This is a genomic window from uncultured Mucilaginibacter sp. (assembly GCF_937859865.1).
Lineage (GTDB): Bacteria > Bacteroidota > Bacteroidia > Sphingobacteriales > Sphingobacteriaceae > Mucilaginibacter_A.
On the sequence record NZ_CALMAT010000172.1, the window covers coordinates 1,311 to 18,000 of the forward strand.

Annotated in this window: 11 protein-coding genes and 1 pseudogene (1 of these 12 running past the window's edge); 2 read left to right on the plus strand and 10 right to left on the minus strand. The window is 41.9% G+C overall.

The window, feature by feature from the left end; all coding sequences use genetic code 11:
• The 10 genes from Q0192_RS17955 to Q0192_RS18000 all read right to left on the minus strand — a co-directional run.
• A partial coding sequence (locus Q0192_RS17955) for an FAD-dependent oxidoreductase (protein WP_299291752.1) occupies positions 1 to 734 on the minus strand: 734 nt, incomplete at its 3' end.
• 9 nt (positions 735 to 743) lie between these two features.
• Positions 744 to 1,058 (minus strand): DUF427 domain-containing protein, encoded by a 315-nt coding sequence (locus tag Q0192_RS17960; protein ID WP_299291753.1) that lies wholly within the window; start codon positions 1,056 to 1,058, stop codon positions 744 to 746.
• A gap of 106 nt (positions 1,059 to 1,164) precedes the next feature.
• A complete protein-coding gene (locus Q0192_RS17965) occupies positions 1,165 to 4,143 on the minus strand; it encodes a TonB-dependent receptor (RefSeq protein WP_299291754.1) in 2,979 nt (992 codons plus the stop codon).
• 563 nt (positions 4,144 to 4,706) lie between these two features.
• Positions 4,707 to 5,060, minus strand: coding sequence for a YtxH domain-containing protein (locus Q0192_RS17970; RefSeq protein ID WP_299291755.1), 354 nt, complete (start codon positions 5,058 to 5,060; stop codon positions 4,707 to 4,709).
• 183 nt (positions 5,061 to 5,243) lie between these two features.
• The gene (locus Q0192_RS17975) at positions 5,244 to 6,959 is read right to left on the minus strand and encodes a cytochrome c biogenesis protein CcdA (RefSeq protein ID WP_299291757.1); all 1,716 of its coding nucleotides are present in this window, start codon (positions 6,957 to 6,959) and stop codon (positions 5,244 to 5,246) included.
• Between the two features lie 188 nt (positions 6,960 to 7,147).
• Positions 7,148 to 7,924, minus strand: coding sequence for a succinate dehydrogenase/fumarate reductase iron-sulfur subunit (locus Q0192_RS17980; RefSeq protein ID WP_299291759.1), 777 nt, complete (start codon positions 7,922 to 7,924; stop codon positions 7,148 to 7,150).
• A 72-nt stretch (positions 7,925 to 7,996) separates the two neighbouring features.
• The gene (locus tag Q0192_RS17985) at positions 7,997 to 9,934 is read right to left on the minus strand and encodes a fumarate reductase/succinate dehydrogenase flavoprotein subunit (protein ID WP_299291761.1); all 1,938 of its coding nucleotides are present in this window, start codon (positions 9,932 to 9,934) and stop codon (positions 7,997 to 7,999) included.
• A 54-nt stretch (positions 9,935 to 9,988) separates the two neighbouring features.
• Positions 9,989 to 10,795 (minus strand): succinate dehydrogenase cytochrome b subunit, encoded by an 807-nt coding sequence (locus tag Q0192_RS17990; RefSeq protein ID WP_299291763.1) that lies wholly within the window; start codon positions 10,793 to 10,795, stop codon positions 9,989 to 9,991.
• Between the two features lie 318 nt (positions 10,796 to 11,113).
• Positions 11,114 to 11,773, minus strand: coding sequence for a ligase-associated DNA damage response endonuclease PdeM (pdeM, locus tag Q0192_RS17995; RefSeq protein WP_299291765.1), 660 nt, complete (start codon positions 11,771 to 11,773; stop codon positions 11,114 to 11,116).
• Between the two features lie 81 nt (positions 11,774 to 11,854).
• Positions 11,855 to 13,411: a trypsin-like peptidase domain-containing protein gene (locus Q0192_RS18000; RefSeq protein ID WP_299291766.1), complete on the minus strand. Its 1,557-nt coding sequence runs from the start codon at positions 13,409 to 13,411 to the stop codon at positions 11,855 to 11,857.
• Positions 13,412 to 13,584: 173 nt separating this feature from the next.
• Here Q0192_RS18000 and dapF point away from each other — a divergent pair, with 173 nt between their 5' ends.
• Positions 13,585 to 14,370, plus strand: coding sequence for a diaminopimelate epimerase (dapF, locus tag Q0192_RS18005; protein ID WP_299291768.1), 786 nt, complete (start codon positions 13,585 to 13,587; stop codon positions 14,368 to 14,370).
• 211 nt (positions 14,371 to 14,581) lie between these two features.
• A pseudogene (locus tag Q0192_RS18010) lies at positions 14,582 to 16,690 on the plus strand (DEAD/DEAH box helicase); it runs 798 nt beyond the window's last position.

The following is a 16,690-nucleotide window of genomic DNA, read 5'->3' on the forward strand; positions in this document are numbered from 1 at the left end:
CCTTCGAGAGATTTTTCTGCTTTGTTAATTTCGGCACCGCTGATGATCGAAATTCCTTCTTCGGTTAAAAACTCCGTTACCGTTTCGCTTACGTCTTCATCTTCTTTTGACATAATCCTTTCGCCTTTTTCCAGGATGGTGATTTTGGAACCGAAGCGGGAAAACATCTGCCCATATTCCAGCCCGATATAGTTGCCGCCGATAATAATCAGGCTTTCCGGCAATTCTTTTAATTCAAGAATGGTGGTTGAAGTAAGATACGGTACTGTTTTTATGCCATCAATTTCGGGGATGGCGGTTTTGGCGCCGGTATCAATAAAAATCAAGCCGGCTGTCAATTCTTCTTCGCCGCCTTCATTTAATCTAACCAATACTGTTTTTTTGCCGGTAAAAGAAGCATCGCCAAAAATAAGGTCCAAGTTTTCGGTTTCTTCCAAACCTTTTTGTCCGCCGTTTCTGGATTTCAAAACGATGGCTTCCTTGCGTTGCATGATAGCCGGGAAATCAACTTTATAATCTTCAATCTCCACACCCAAATCTTTTCGAGTAGCCATATAAGCCATCCTTGCCGAAGCAACCAATGTTTTTGTTGGCGTGCAACCATCGTTTACACAAGTTCCGCCAACAAAACGTTTCTCAATAATAGCTGTTTTTTTGCCGGCTTTGGCCAGTTTTTTAGCCAAAGGCATTCCTGCCTGGCCGGAGCCAATGATAATGGCATCGTAAGTTTTCATTAATTGTGTTTATTGGGCAACCTTTACACCTTTCCAAAAGGCTACGTAATTTTTGATTTGTTTAGCCGCATCTTTTGGTTCCGAATAAAACCAAGCGGCATCCGGGTTTTGCTTTCCGTCAACATCCAAAGAATAATAGGATGCCAGGCCTTTCCATGGGCAGGTTGTATGCGTTGAAGATGGCTTTAAAAACTCTTTCTTTACCGCTTCCAGTGGGAAGTAATGGTTGTTTTCAACTACAATTGTGGCATCGCTTTCGGCAATCACCTGGTTGTTCCATTCGGCTTTCATAATATTGGGGCGAGGGCTTTTGATTGTTCTCATCAATCAACTACTTTCGGCACAATAAGTTTGAGCAGCAGCAAACGTAATTTTACGGATGCAAAAAGAGCATCCAAAATAATTGAATGCTCTTTTTATCGGTATATTTTTAGTCCATTGGCGGGCCGCCACCGCCCGGACGACCGCCACCACCGTATCCGCCGCCGCCCTCTCTTCGTCCGCCGCCCCTAAAATCATCCGGGTTTGAAGGTGCCCTGCCTGCAAATTTTTGCAAGCGCAAGGTAAAAGAGAGCAAATAATACCGGCCTAAACGGTTAACATTGGATGTGGTGTAACTATTGCCGTTTTGCGTAAACGAGTAGCCCGTGTTTTGGTTAAACAAATCGTAGGCAGCAATGCGGATGGTGGCGGCATTCTTTTTCAGAAACCGGCGTTCGATATAAGCATTTAAAATATTGGGGTTGCTTTGTGTAATGCCGGTGTAACCGTTATTGATCACTTTGGTATAATCATAACTAACCGTGTAGTTTTTCCACAAATAGTTTTTACCGTTTAAGCCTAAAGTAAGCGATGTAGGCGAAGTATTTACAAAGTTAGATGCTTGAATAGAATTTCTAACCGTATTGATACTGTAATTGGTTCTAAATTCTGCATCAATCACATCAGTAATATCCGTACGAAAACGTATACCTGGCGTTACCACCAAAGTTTTGGCGATGTTTCTTTCCGTTGTCATGGTTTCGGTATTGGCAACTGCATTATAGTTTACGTTGCTGCTGTAACCGATATTATTGGTATAAGTAGCGTTGGCATTAAACATCAGCGTGTATTTTCTTTTGGCCCAAGGCTTTGCATACGTTCCGTTAAAAGAAGCCGTATAATAACCGGTTGTGTTTAAGTACTGCGTAAGATAAGTGCCAGCCAATTTTGGGTTCAGCAAATCATTTTTCGGATAAAAGATAGAGTTGGTTACAATTTTATTGTCGGTTTGGTTAAACGATAAATTGGTGAAAAGGACATTCCCTGTTTCAAAGCTAAATTTGTTGTACCGAAGCGAAACGTTATTGTTAAACTCAGGTATCAAATTTGGGTTTCCCTGTACCGGGTATAAGGCATTTGAAAAATCTATAACCGGCTGCAAATAATTGAAGTTAGGCTGACTGCTTGACCCGTTATAATTGAAACTCAAAGCCTGGCTCCTGGTAAAATTATAGATGAAACGGGCAGTAGGGGCAAAATTAAGTGTCGTAACGTGTGTAGTTTGTCCGCTTGTTGGAGAAAACCCGTCTAAAACAGTCGGTTGCACGCCAAGGCCTAAAGTGTAATTGTATTTTTTCTCCACAAAACGATAGTTCAAACCAAAACGGTTGGTGGTAAAAGTATAATTATAACTGTTGCTGTTTTGTGCATAGTTAACTTCGGTATTGTTTGCGGTAAGCGTATCGGTTACTTTATCGCTATTGGTATACGAGTGGTTAAAGGCATAATTCAACTCTAAATAAGAAAGCTTGCCTAAAGGCTCTAAATAAGAAACATTTGTACCGATACTACTGGTGCGGCTATTGGTATTGATCAATTGAAAATGGGGCGCAGACGGATTACCTGCCGTATAAATGGTTGTCGGGTTGTCAAACTCGTCTGTTTTGGCCGAATTAGCATTTAAATTGATACTTAAATTGCGCCGTGTAGCACGAAAACGGTGATTGAACAAAACGTTGATGCCGTAATTTGGCGATTTAGATTGATCTGTGGTAACCTGGTTATAAGCTGTTTGGCTGGTTACCGAACCAATTGCATCGCTGGTTAAATTAACGTTATTAACATTTTGGGTTGAATTTGTATTTACACTGGCATAAGAAAAGGTGGGTGTAATTTTGAGATAATTTACCGTATCTGGTTTATACTCCATGTTCCAGGTTACCCGATGGTTGATGTTTTGGGCCTGTTGGGTACTGTTTGAGTTATTGTTGCCAATATTCCCGGCGTTGTTTAACTGCTGAAAACTGTTGCTAATGGTATTTATCGTATTGTCTGAAAAACTGTAACTACCGTAAACAGTTAGCTTTTTGCCCCATTGGTCGCGGTAATTTAAACCGATGGCGTGTGCATTTGTAATACCATTTTGGTTTGAGGTTGTACTTGCACCCTGTAAGGCATTGCCTCGGCCGCCACCGCCGCCAAAACCACCACCGCCACCGCGGGCAACGCCACCGCCGCCGTAGGTAAAGGTATTGATATTAGTATTGTTGATATTCCCTAATACCGAAATCTGCCGGTCGCCTTTAAAACTAAAATAATTTACCGTGCCCAAATAACGGTCCTTATCTTCATTGTTATTGATCGTTGATGGGCTTGTCGGACTGGCGTTACCGTTTGTTTCCGGCAAAGCATCGCGCCCGGCACCTGCCGTAGCCTGCAAAGAATAGCCTACATTTCTATCTTTCCGAATAACGATATTCATGATTTTGTCCGGTTCGCCCGTCTTCACACCTGTTAAATTCGCCTGGTCGCCATAGTCGTCAATCATCTGGATGCTTTCGATCACATCGGCCGGCAGGTTTTTGGTTACAGATTGCACGTCGCCGCCCATAAAATCTTTACCGTTGATCCGCACTTTGGTAACCTGTTTGCCTTGCGCCGTTACGTTTCCATTGGCATCCACATCTACGCCCGGCAGCTTTTTAATCATGTCTTCTGTTGGTGCATTTTCCCTTACTTTGTAGGCTCCGGCATTAAATTCAACCGTGTCTTCTTTAATTCTTACCGGGGTTACGCCAACAATTGTTACCCCTTTTAGCTGATTAAAAGCTACCTTTAACTTAACAATGCCGATATTGATGTCTGCAATACTTTTATCGTGGATATAATGCCGGTTGATTGGTGTAAACCCGATCAGATCAATCGTCAGGCTAAACTCTGCTGCTTTTACTTTCGGAAAAACAAAAGACCCGTCCAAATTAGCGGCTGTTGCCAGGGTATCTGTGGCAGAAATCAGCCTGATACTGGTGCCGGGCAAAGAAGCACCGGTCGTATCTTGTATTACGCCACGCACTTCGTGCAAGGTTTGCGCTTTTGTTATACTCGAAGCAAGCAGGAGTATAATGAGGCCGAGTAATATTCGTTTCATATATTTTTTGGTGTGCATACTAAACCGGTTTATTTTCAGTTTTAAGCTTACGATACTACAAAATCGAAAAAGTTTCACAATAGTTTATCGAAACACCTGTAACATTGATGTGATTTGCCCTAATTCTCGTTTTTTAACCTTGTTAAGGCACTTTTCTTTTACAACCGTTCGTGTAACAATTCCATTATAGCAACTTGCTTACCGCCAAACCTTTATCCCGGCAACTTCTTTCTTCGTAAACCTGTTTCAAAATAATGATTACTGCTGTTGCTTTGCACCGGGTTAAATTTTATCAGGCTCAATTTCGATGCTTCTTTTACCGCATAAAAATCATTGACTTCTTTTAGTTTTTGCACCGATAAAACATCCGGACACTAAATTTATAGGCATAAAAGAAGCATGCTAAATTTTTTACGCCAGAGATTTAAACAACCCTGAATATTGCGGTTATTATCATTTGTCGTTCAGCCTGCCAAACTTTTGAGGTTCACTAAAAATAAAAATCCCAAACAACAGAAGACGAACTTCTGTTATTTGGGACCATAAAAGACAATGATTTATTTTTATGCCTGCTGGATGTTGTTGTTCAGCTCGTCAGACTTTTCTTTTACTTTTGATTTGGCTTGGTCAACCACTTCGTCTTTATAACCTTTCAAATCGTCCGCTGTTTCTTTTGCTTTTGATTTTACCTGGTCAACAACTTCAGTTGTGTAAGTGGATGCCTGGTTTTTATAATTGTTCAGTTGCTCCTCGCCTGATTTTACTTTTTCTTTGATGGTGTCCCATCCGGTTGTTGCCGTTTCAACAAGGGTGCTGCGGGTTTCTTCGCCTGCATCCGGTGCAAACAATATACCTAAAGCAGCGCCAACGGCTGTTCCTAACAAAAATACGCCTAAGCCTTCAACAGAATTTTTCATGATTTAATGATTTTAAGGGTTTATGTTGCAAGTTAACATAACTGTAACTCAATAGTTTTCAATTTTTTAAAGATTTAAATCGAATACTGTTTTTACCGGCATAAAAACAGTATCAGAAAAGCTTTTTGAATCAAACTGCCCTAAACTTCCATCAAAAAATTTCAAACCCAATTAAAATTCAAGCTACTTTTTGCCGAAAGCAGTTAAACCGCTTTGCAAAAACCGGCCATAACTTGCCGGATTGTAATCTGCACCTTGCGGCGGCACCAATAAATTTCCGTCATCATCCAGCAAAACATAAAAAGGCTGCGAGTTGGCTTTAAAGCGCGAAGCCTGAAAGTCACTCCATTTATTGCCAATGGTTTTGATTTTTTTGCCTTGCAGTGTTACAGTTTGTTCGTTCGGCTGCAAATCTGTTTTGTCATCCACATACAATTGCAGCAATACAAAATCATTGCTGATTAAATCATAAACCTTTTTGTCCGTCCAAACGCTGGCTTCCATTTTACGGCAGTTTACGCAGGCGTGGCCGGTAAAATCAATCATAACAGGCTTGTGGTTTTTCTTCGCGAAAGCCAACGCTTCATCATAATCAAAAAAAGCGTTTAAACCCAAAGGCGCTTTAAACAGATTGGCGTATTTGTGCGGTGCTTCGTTGCTGTTTTGGGTTGAAGTATTTGAAGCACGGCTATTTGCGCTGAGGCTTGGCGTGTACAGATCAAAATCCTGCGTTTGCAGCGGAGGCAAAAAGGCAGAGATAGATTTTAAAGGCGCGCCCCATAATCCGGGCACCATGTAAACGGTAAAAGAAAGCACGATGATTGCGAGAAATAATCTTGGAATAGAAAGATGATCAACAGGAGAATCATGCGAAAATTTGAGTTTTCCAAGGAGATACATGCCCATCAAGCCAAAGATCACGATCCAAAGAACGAGGAAAATTTCTCGGTCAAACCATTCCCAATGGTAAGCCAAATCTACATTCGAAAGGAATTTCAAAGCCAGAGCCAGTTCCAAAAACCCTAAAACTATCTTTACACTGTTTAACCAACCGCCGGATTTTGGCAGCGAATTTAACCAGGAAGGGAACATGGCAAACAACGCAAAAGGAATGGCCAGTGCCAGCGAAAAGCCAAACATACCGATTGCAGGCCCCAGCAAAGCGCCAGATGTTGCCGCTTGAACCAGCAAAGTGCCGATAATTGGGCCGGTACAAGAGAACGAAACCAAAGCCAGCGTAGCTGCCATAAAAAACAAACCGAGCCAGCCGCCTTTGTCCGATTGTTCGTCCATTTTATTGGCCCAGGCCGAGGGCAAAGTAATTTCAAAAGCGCCAAAAAAAGATACGGCAAAAACAATCAGCAGCAGGAAAAAGATGAGGTTAAAAGCACCGTTTGTGGCCAAATCGTTCAAAGCATCGGCACCAAAAATCACGGTGATGATCAGCCCAAAAGCCACATAAATAACGATGATCGAAAGCCCGTAAATCAATGCTTTGGTGATGGCACTTCCTCTTGATTGTGCAGTTTTGGTAAAATAACTGACCGTTAAAGGAAGCATCGGGAAAATGCAGGGCATAATTAGTGCGGCAAAACCGCCAAATAATCCTGCTAAAAATATTGCCCATAAGCTTTGCTGCTCTTGTTTTGCTTCAATGGCCTTGGATTTTTCCTTAACCACTTCTTTTTTTACCGGGGCTGCTGCCTTTGTTGTGGTTGAAGTATCGGCAGGCAAAGGCGCAAAATCTACATCGGCAGTCGAAATGGTATCAGCAGCAGCTTTTTGAAATGCATAACTTTTACTATGAAAAGCCAGTAAAAAGCTTAAAAAGAGCAAGGAAAAAATTGTTTTTTTCAGGTTGAAAGCAAGTTGCATTTTGCGCGAAGGATAATGAATCATACTGTTTTTACCGGCATAAAAGTAGTATAACTAAACAGCATCCGAGTTTGGTGTTTGTCATTTTGACTGATATGCCCAATTTTATGACGGTAAAAGAAGCATCCGCAAGAAAGCATTGTAACTGCTTATCAAGCAAAAAGCTCCGCCAAAATTGACGAAGCTTTCTGTTTATTTTAAACAAGTTTTGATTAAGCGTGAATTTCCTCAGACTTAAATATTTTGGCAGTTAAAAAATCGCCGTTTAAGCGGGCAATGTTGGTCAGCTTAATACTTTTCGGGCATTCTGCTTCGCAAGCGCCGGTATTAGTACAATTGCCAAAACCTTCTTCGTCCATTTGCGCCACCATGTTTTGCACACGCTGATAACGCTCTGGCTGGCCTTGCGGCAACAAAGCCAATTGCGAAATTTTTGCCGATACAAACAGCATGGCCGAAGCATTTTTACAAGCTGCTACGCAAGCGCCGCATTGAATACAGGTAGCAGAGTTAAACGCTTCATCCGCAATTGGTTTCGGGATTGGGATTTCATTGGCATCCGGCACACCACCTGTGTTTACAGAAACGTAACCGCCGGCGTGCTGAATACGATCAAAAGCAGAACGGTCGGTAGCCAAATCTTTTACTACCGGAAAAGCAGCAGCCCGCCAGGGTTCTATGGTGATGGTTTGCCCGTCATAAAAACTGCGCATGTGTAACTGGCAGGAAGTGATGGCTTGTTTCGGGCCATGCGGGCGGCCGTTGATGTACAAAGAACAGGTGCCGCAAATCCCTTCGCGGCAATCGTGGTCAAAATAAATCGGATCTTCGCCTTTCAGGATCAAACCCTCGTTCACTACATCCAGCATCTCCAGAAATGACATATCCGGAGAAATATCATTGGCCGGATAGGTAACCATTTTACCGGCTGTTTTTGCATTTTTCTGGCGCCAAACTTTCAGCGTCAGGTTCATATTTCCGTTACTCATATTATTCGAGGTATAAGGTGTGAGGTATGAGGTGTGAGTTGCTAAGTTCAACTCGTACCTAATAACTCATACCTATTTATAGCTTCTTTGTGTTAATTTAACGTTTTCAAAAATCAGGTCTTCCCGGTTTAATTTTTCGGGTTGGTTTTCTCCTGTATATTCCCAGGCTGCTACAAAAGAGAAGTTTTCGTCATCGCGTTTTGCTTCGCCTTCTTCTGTTTGAGATTCTTCACGGAAGTGGCCACCGCACGATTCGCGACGCATCAAAGCATCATCCACCATCAGTTCGCCCAATTCGATGAAATCAGCAACACGGCCGGCCCGCTCTAAAGAAAAATTAATCTCTTCATTTTCGCCCATTACCAAAGCGTTTTTCCAAAAATCGGCTTTCAATGCCTGGATCAATCCTTTTGCTTTGATTAAACCAGCTTCGTTACGTGCCATTCCGCAATATTCCCACATGATATGGCCCAAATCACGGTGGTATTCGTTTACTGTTTTTGTGCCTTTTTTCATGGACAAGAATTTGGCCACACGCACTTCCACATCTTTTTTGGTTTGTGCAAAAGCAGGATGGTTTGGATCAACTGCTTTCGGACCGATCGTAGCCAGATAATCGCCTAAAGTGTAAGGAATTACAAAATAACCATCAGCCAAACCCTGCATCAAAGCGGAAGCACCTAAACGGTTTGCGCCGTGATCAGAAAAATTGGCTTCGCCCAAAGCATAACAGCCTGGAATCGTAGTCATTAAATTATAATCAACCCAAAGGCCGCCCATGGTATAATGTACTGCCGGATAAATCCGCATGGGTTGCTTGTACGGGTTTTCGTCAGTAATCTGGTAATACATATCAAACAAGTTACCGTATTTGGCAGCAACGGTGTCTTCACCTAAACGGCTGATCGCTTCGGCAAAATCCAGGAAAACAGCTTTTCCGGAAGCACCAACGCCGCGGCCTTCATCCGATACTTCTTTTGCGTTCCTGGAAGCCACATCGCGCGGAACCAAGTTACCAAAAGAAGGATATTTACGTTCCAGGAAGTAATCGCGGTCTTCTTCTTTGATGTCGGTTACTTTGATTTCTCCTTTGCGTAACCTTTCGGCAATGGCAACAGTTTTTGGTGCCCAAACACGTCCGTCGTTCCGCAACGATTCGCTCATCAGCGTTAATTTAGACTGATGATCGCCGGAAACCGGAATACAAGTCGGGTGGATTTGCGTAAAGCAAGGATTGGCAAAATAAGCACCGCGTTTATGCGCGCGCCAAGCTGCCGTAACGTTAGAACCAATAGCGTTGGTTGACAGATAAAACACGTTGCTATAACCACCGGTACACAGTAAAACGGCATGTGCAGCATGGGTTTCGATAGCGCCTGTTCTTAAATTACGGGTAACAATTCCTTGTGCTTTTCCATCGGCAACAACCACATCCAGCATTTCTGTACGCGTGTACATTTTTACTTTGCCCAAATGGATTTGGCGGTTTAGCGAAGAATAGGCACCTAAAAGAAGCTGTTGCCCGGTTTGCCCACGTGCATAAAACGTTCTGGAAACCTGAGCGCCACCAAAAGAACGGTTATCCAGCAAACCGCCGTATTCGCGGGCAAAAGGAACGCCTTGCGCCACACACTGGTCAATAATATTGACCGAAACTTCGGCCAAGCGGTAAACATTGGCTTCGCGGGCGCGGTAATCACCGCCTTTTATCGTATCGTAAAATAAACGGTAAATACTATCACCATCATTCTGATAATTCTTTGCCGCATTAATTCCACCTTGCGCCGCAATAGAGTGCGCACGGCGCGGGCTATCATGAAAACAAAAAGCGGTAACATTATAACCCAACTCGGCCAACGATGCGGCGGCAGAAGCACCGGCCAGGCCCGTTCCTACCACAATAACATGGTACTTTCGCTTATTGGCCGGGTTAACCAATTTAAGGTTGAACTTTTGCTTGTCCCACTTTTCGGCTAATGGACCTTCCGGCAGTTTGGCATTTAATTCCATTTGATGATTTTTTAGCTATAAAAGAAGCATCTGTTTTTAAAACTTAATGCTGATTTATCTTTTGGTGAAATAATAAACAATTGGCATCACGGCAAAACCGATTGGGATAATGACAGCAAAAAGCCAGATCCCGATTTGGTTTACAATCGGCTTGTACTTGCGGTGATTCATGCCCATTGTTTGCCAGCTACTTTGAAACCCATGCAACATATGGAACGATAAAGCAGCCATTGCAATAACGTAAAAGAACACATACAGCGGCGAGCTGAACGAGAAAATGACTTGTGCCTGTAAATCTTTTGCAATGGTAATTTCCTGCTGCGCGTTTACATCTACATATTTAGCGTATTCGTATTCGCCCTGCGGCAATTGTTTGGCCGATACCAACTTCCCGGTTTTAAGGTCTGTCCGGTACTCTTTAAACGGCATTTTCGGGCCTTCGTGGTTTTTAAACCATTCGTCTTTATGGTAGCTGAACCAAAAATTGCCCATGTGGATCACGATAAACAACAACAAAACCGAACCCAAAATCCCCATATTGCGGGACGACCAAATGCTTGGCGATTTTGGTTGAATTACATAATTTACCGGCCTTGCCCTTCTGTTGTTGATTGTTAAAATCAAAGCATAAATGGAATGAACGATGATGGTGAGGTAAAGCAAATACGATACTACTTTTATCGGTGGAAAATGCGTCATGAAGTGCGAGTAATCATTAAAAGCCAGGCCGCTGTCATCCTTAAACAACTGAAAATTTCCGCTTAAATGCACAATCAGGAAAAGGCACAAAAACAGGCCGGTTAACGACATGATCAATTTTTTTCCTATCGAAGAAGAAAGAGTTTGTGTAGAACCACTCATTTGATTGATAAATTTTAGGATTATTATTTCTACAAAAGTATTTATTATAGCCGAAAAGATAGTAAAGCATCCGGCCAATATCCCGACCAATAGTTATTTAGAAACAATCTAAATACTTAAGCAGGAAGATTTAAGGTATTGAAGTAGTTTAAACTTATTCCCAGATATTTCTTTTTGGGCTGATGCTTCTTTTACCCTATAAAAATTGGTGTCTTTACCAGTAGGGGAAAAATGAAAAACAGGCAATACTAATTTTTATAGGGTAAAAGAAGCATTGTGCAAACTACAAAAGGATAAGTTTAACCCGGTTCATTGGCTTTAAAAAGCAATTACTTTATCGTTTAAAATACCAAAAACGCGGTCGGTTTCCTGGTGCTGGATGGCAATGCGGCCGGTAAATTTTCCAAAAGAAGGCAAAATAGCCTGATCGGCGCCAAAAGCAAAACAGGAAAGCGTTACCGCATCGCGCCCTTTTCCGCGTAAATGTACGCCCGGATGGATATGGCCGCAAAGTGTGTACCCTTGCGTGTTTTCAATTTCCTGTTTTTTTAAAGGATGGTGCGCCAAGCGGAAAGGCTCGACCAATAATTCTCCTTCCACCAAAATATTTAAATCGGCAAAATGCTTTTCTTCGATAATATCGTGGTTTCCTTTGATCAAAACCATTTGTACAACCGCATATTTGTTTCGCCATAAACTAAACCAATGCCAGTCGCTGTTTTTATCGCTGTGAAACAAATCGCCCAAAAAGTAAATTTTTTCAGGCTGATATTCATCAATTAAAGTAGAAAGCACTTCCAAATCTTTTTGGGCCAGTTCATTCGGCACCGCAATTCCGGCTTTTCTAAAATGTCCGGCTTTTCCTAAATGCACATCGGCCACAACCAAAGCTTTTTGGTCTTTCCAATAAATTGCTTTTTGGGGCAGTAAAAGAAGTGTTTGTTGTTTAAAAAAGAAATCAATCCCGTCGCAAGTCATCCCGGCAAAAATAGCTATAAAACAAAAAAACCTGCAAGTTTTACGTTGCAGGTTTCGATGCTTCTTTTAGCACTACTTTTTTTACTTGTCCATTTTGTAGCGGTTGGTAAACACACTACCGTCAGGGCTTATTCCACCAATGATCAAAATACCATCTTTGGTGTTAGAAATTGCTTTATTCAGTGCTTCTGGAGAGTTTACCGGAATTTTATTTATCCTGGTAATCACAGATCCTTCTTCGATACCTAACTGGTCAAACATATGTCCAGGGCTAACCTGGGTAACTACAACACCACTTTCGATATTGTATTTTTGCTTTTGACCACTATTCAAAGGTGCAAAGTGTGCGCCCAAATTATTGAAGATCGCATCAGCAGAATTAAGTTTACTGTTATTGGCCAACATACTGCCGTTATCCGCTTTCAAAGTTACCGCAAACGTTTTTTCCGAACCATCGCGCAAAACAGTTAAATTAACTTTATCGCCCGGTTGTAAACGGCCTACTTTTTCCTGCAAGTCAGAAGATTCATAAACCGTGTTGCCATCAACTTTGGTAATGATATCACCTTTTTTGATACCAGCTTGTTGTGCGCCACCGCCTTGAACCAGTTCGTTTACATACAAACCGTTGGTTTGTTTAACGCCTAAATCCTGAGCAGCATCAGGTGTTAATTCCCTAAACTGAACGCCAACATAACCGCGTTTTACTTTGCCAAATTTTTCAATATCGTTCAATACTTTTTTGGCCAAGTTAATTGGGATGGCAAAACCATAACCTTCGTAAGAACCGGTGTGTGAAAGAATGGCAGAGTTAATACCAATCAATTCGCCTCTGGTATTTACCAAAGCGCCGCCACTGTTTCCAGGGTTGATAACCGCATCAGTTTGGATAAAAGATTCGATCCCTCTGTTTAAAACAGGTGTTTGCGCTTGAGAACGGTCTAAATTAGGGCTGGAAAAAGGGTTTTCGTCATCATCGTTGTCGCCTCTTCCGATAATCCCTACAGAACGGCCTTTTGCACTTACAATACCGGCAGTTACAGTTGAAGTTAAGTTAAAAGGGTTTCCAACAGCCAAAACCCACTCGCCTACTTTGGCATCGTCAGAGTTGCCAAATTTAACGATCGGCAAATTTGTTGCGTTGATTTTGATCAAAGCCAAATCAGTATTTGGGTCTGTTCCGATCACTTTTGCACTAAACTGGCGGTGATCGTTTGTGGTGATTTCAATCTTGTCTGCTTTTTCTACCACGTGGTTATTGGTAACAATATAGCCATCGGTAGAAATAATTACGCCCGAACCCGAAGCCCTTTGCGGGCCGGATGGCTGCCTGCGGCGCATGCCAAACATATCGCCAAACATTTGTTCCATTTGGTCTTGCCCGCCGCCACTTTGCTGCGAAGAATAAGTGGTACGGATATAAACCACGGCTGGCGTAACCGCCGCTGCTGCCTGTGTAAAATCTACCGTTCCGGCCGAGGACACCAGCGGCGCGATATGGTTGCTTGCGAAATATACTTTTTGCCGGTCTTCAAATGTTGAAGCGTCTGTGTTTTTAACCTCAACCATTTTGTAGGCACCTACGGCAATAGCGCCTCCCAAAATGGCCGTCATCAATGATAATCCTACTTTTTTCATATGTTGTTTTTTCTCTTGCTGAATTTGAAATAGCTTAATCAAATTTAATGCCTTATTGACGTTATAATCAACCCAATGTTACTTATGGCAATGTTAAAAAATGTTAAACATAATTTGTGTTGGTTTTAAGGCAGATAAGCGCAATTTTGTGCTAAATAATAGAATGGATTATTGTGAAACAAATTTTTTATAAATACCAAGGCACCGGAAACGATTTCATACTGATAGACAACCGTTTACAGCAGATTAACCACCGACAGCCCGAGCTGATTGCCCGTTTATGCGACCGCCGTTTTGGTATTGGCGGCGATGGCATCATGTTTTTGCAGGTAAAAGAAGCATTTGATTTTGAAATGGTTTATTACAATGCCGACGGAAAGCCAAGCAGCATGTGCGGAAATGGCGGCCGTTGCATTGTTGCTTTTGCCAAATTTTTAGGTTTGATTGATCAAGAAACTAACTTTTTGGCGGTTGATGGCCCGCATTATGCCAAAATTTCCGAAAAAGGTGATTGGGTAAGTTTGCAAATGATTGATGTAGATACCATAAACCGTGACCGTGAAGCTTTCGTTTTAAATACTGGTTCGCCGCATTATGTTGAATTGGTGGAAAATCTGGAACAAAAAAACGTTTTTCAGGACGGTTTTGCCATTCGCAACAATCCGGTTTACAAAAAAGACGGCATCAACATTAATTTTGTTGAACCAACAAAAGACGGCTTTTTCGTTCGAACGTTTGAACGCGGCGTGGAAGACGAAACTTACGCCTGCGGGACCGGCGTAACCGCAGTTGCTTTGGCCATGGCCAAACACCAGCAAAAAACCGGTGCTGTTTTTACCCCTATAAAAGTGTTGGGCGGAGATTTAAACGTGAAATTTAATTACGATGGCAAAACGTTTTCGGATATTTTTTTAGAAGGCCCGGCCGTTCAGGTTTTCTCCGGCGAAATTTCAATCTAATTAATTTACTTACACCAATTTTATGCCGATAAAAGAAGCATCGCCTATTTGCTTTTAAATTTTCAGTCTTTCCAACTTCCGGACATCCCGTCTTTCGGACTTTTTCCCCACAAAAACCGCATAAAGTATTTTTCTTTTAAGGTAATTCTGACTACGTTTGGAGCCTTTGCCCGTGCATAATTGCCTATGGGCTGTTATCCAAAATACAACAATGTTAAGAGTAGACAGCAGCAAACCTTGTAAGATTGTTTATGCCATTTGCCGGCATGATTATCTTTCTTATTTGATCGAGCCGCATGTTGTCCAGCTTAACCCAAATGGCGAGTTTTCTTTAACGCATCAACGCCTTTTTACCAATACTGCCGAGGAATTTGCCCAGTATTTAGACGATACCGACCGAAAGCTGATCCGTATTTTGCAGGAAACCGAGCAAAGCCACATCATTCTGAAATATTATAAAAAGCCAATCCGCCCGGTCGAGTTTTTTTCAAAGATTTATACCGAGGATTTGTACGATACGCTTCGGCCCAAAATCGAAAAAAAGATGGCCGAAGCTTTAACCTTACTTCCCGGAAAAGAACTATGTGTGATGAGCCGCGAAGGTTATCCGGCCGAACGTTTCGTTACCATTGCAACCGAACCTGCAACCGTGCTTTTCCATTTCCGCAGAAACGAAACCGAAACGCGCTATTATCCAACCATTAAATACAAAGGCCAGCGGATTGAGTTTATGTTTAAAAACGCGGACATCATTTGCAATCATCCCGCGTATTTGCTGCTGGAAGACGTGTTGTATTATTTTGAAAAAGACATTGAAGGCAAAAAATTAGTTCCGTTTTTAGAGAAGCGTTACATCTCGATCCCAAAATCTTCTGAAAAAACGTACTACGAAAAGTTTGTGGCGCCGCTGATTGAAAAATATCCGGTTTACGCGCAAGGTTTTGAAATTGTGAGCGAACGTTACGATGCAAAACCGATTTTAAAACCGGTTTATTCGGAAGGCGGAACTTCGCAAATCCAGCTTTTATTTAAATATGGCGAAGCAGTTTTTCCTTACGGTGATGGTCGTCTGGTTTCCGTCCGCATCGAAAATAAAGACGACCAATACTGTTTTTACCGCATTAAAAGAAGCATTTCTTGGGAGAAAAAGAAATTTTTGGAGCTTGAAAATATAGGGCTAAAAACAGTATCCAACCTTTTCCAAAACCTGGAAGTTGCGGCTTTGGAAGATGAAGAAGATGCTTCGCTTTCCGTTTTTACGTGGCTGAACGAGCACCATGATGAACTGTTATTAAACGGTTTTGAAATTGAGCAGCCCGAAGGCGAAAAGCGTTTTTTGTTTGCCAGCCCAAAAATCAACCTCGAAATAAGGGAAGGCAATGATTGGTTTGATATTTATGCGATGGTTTATTTTGGACAGTACGCCATTCCGTTTATCGAACTGAAACAACATATTTTAAACAAGCGGCGCGAGTTTGTTTTGCCTTCCGGCGAGGTTGCGGTCATTCCCGAAAAATGGTTCTCGCAATACAGCAACCTGTTGTATTTCAGTAATCACACAGATAAATTGCAGCTAAAGAAGCATCATATTGGTTTGGTAAACGAGTTGGCAGCCAGCGATCATGCCGAAGTTACAATGAACCGAAAACTGCAAAAGTTAAATGATTTTGAAAGTTTGGAAGAAATCCCATTGCCGGAAAACTTTAACGGCGAACTGCGCACTTACCAAAAGGCTGGTTACGATTGGTTCCACTTCTTAAAGAAATATCATTTTGGCGGTTGTTTGGCAGATGATATGGGTTTGGGCAAAACCATCCAAACGCTGGCTTTGCTGCAAAAAAGCAAGGAAGATTCCAGATCATCAGGCCAAACAACATCGCTGATTATCATGCCAACTTCGTTGATTTATAACTGGATAAACGAAGCAAAAAAGTTTACGCCGGCCATGCAAATCTTAACTTATACCGGTGGAATGCGTAACCGCGACGCAACTACTTTCAGTAATTATGATGTGGTGATTACGACTTATGGCATCATGCGCATTGATATTAATTTGCTAAAAGATTTCTTTTTTGAATACATTATTTTAGATGAAAGCCAGAACATTAAAAATGCTTCGTCCAAATCTTTTCAAGCGGCAACAGAATTAAAATCCCGTTATAAATTGATTTTAAGCGGAACGCCGGTCGAAAATTCGGTGAACGATTTATGGACACAGATTTCATTTATCAATCCGGGCTTGTTGGGCAATCAATCGTACTTTCAAAACAACTTTGTCATCCCAATTGAAAAGAAAAAAGATGAAGATAAAGCACACCGT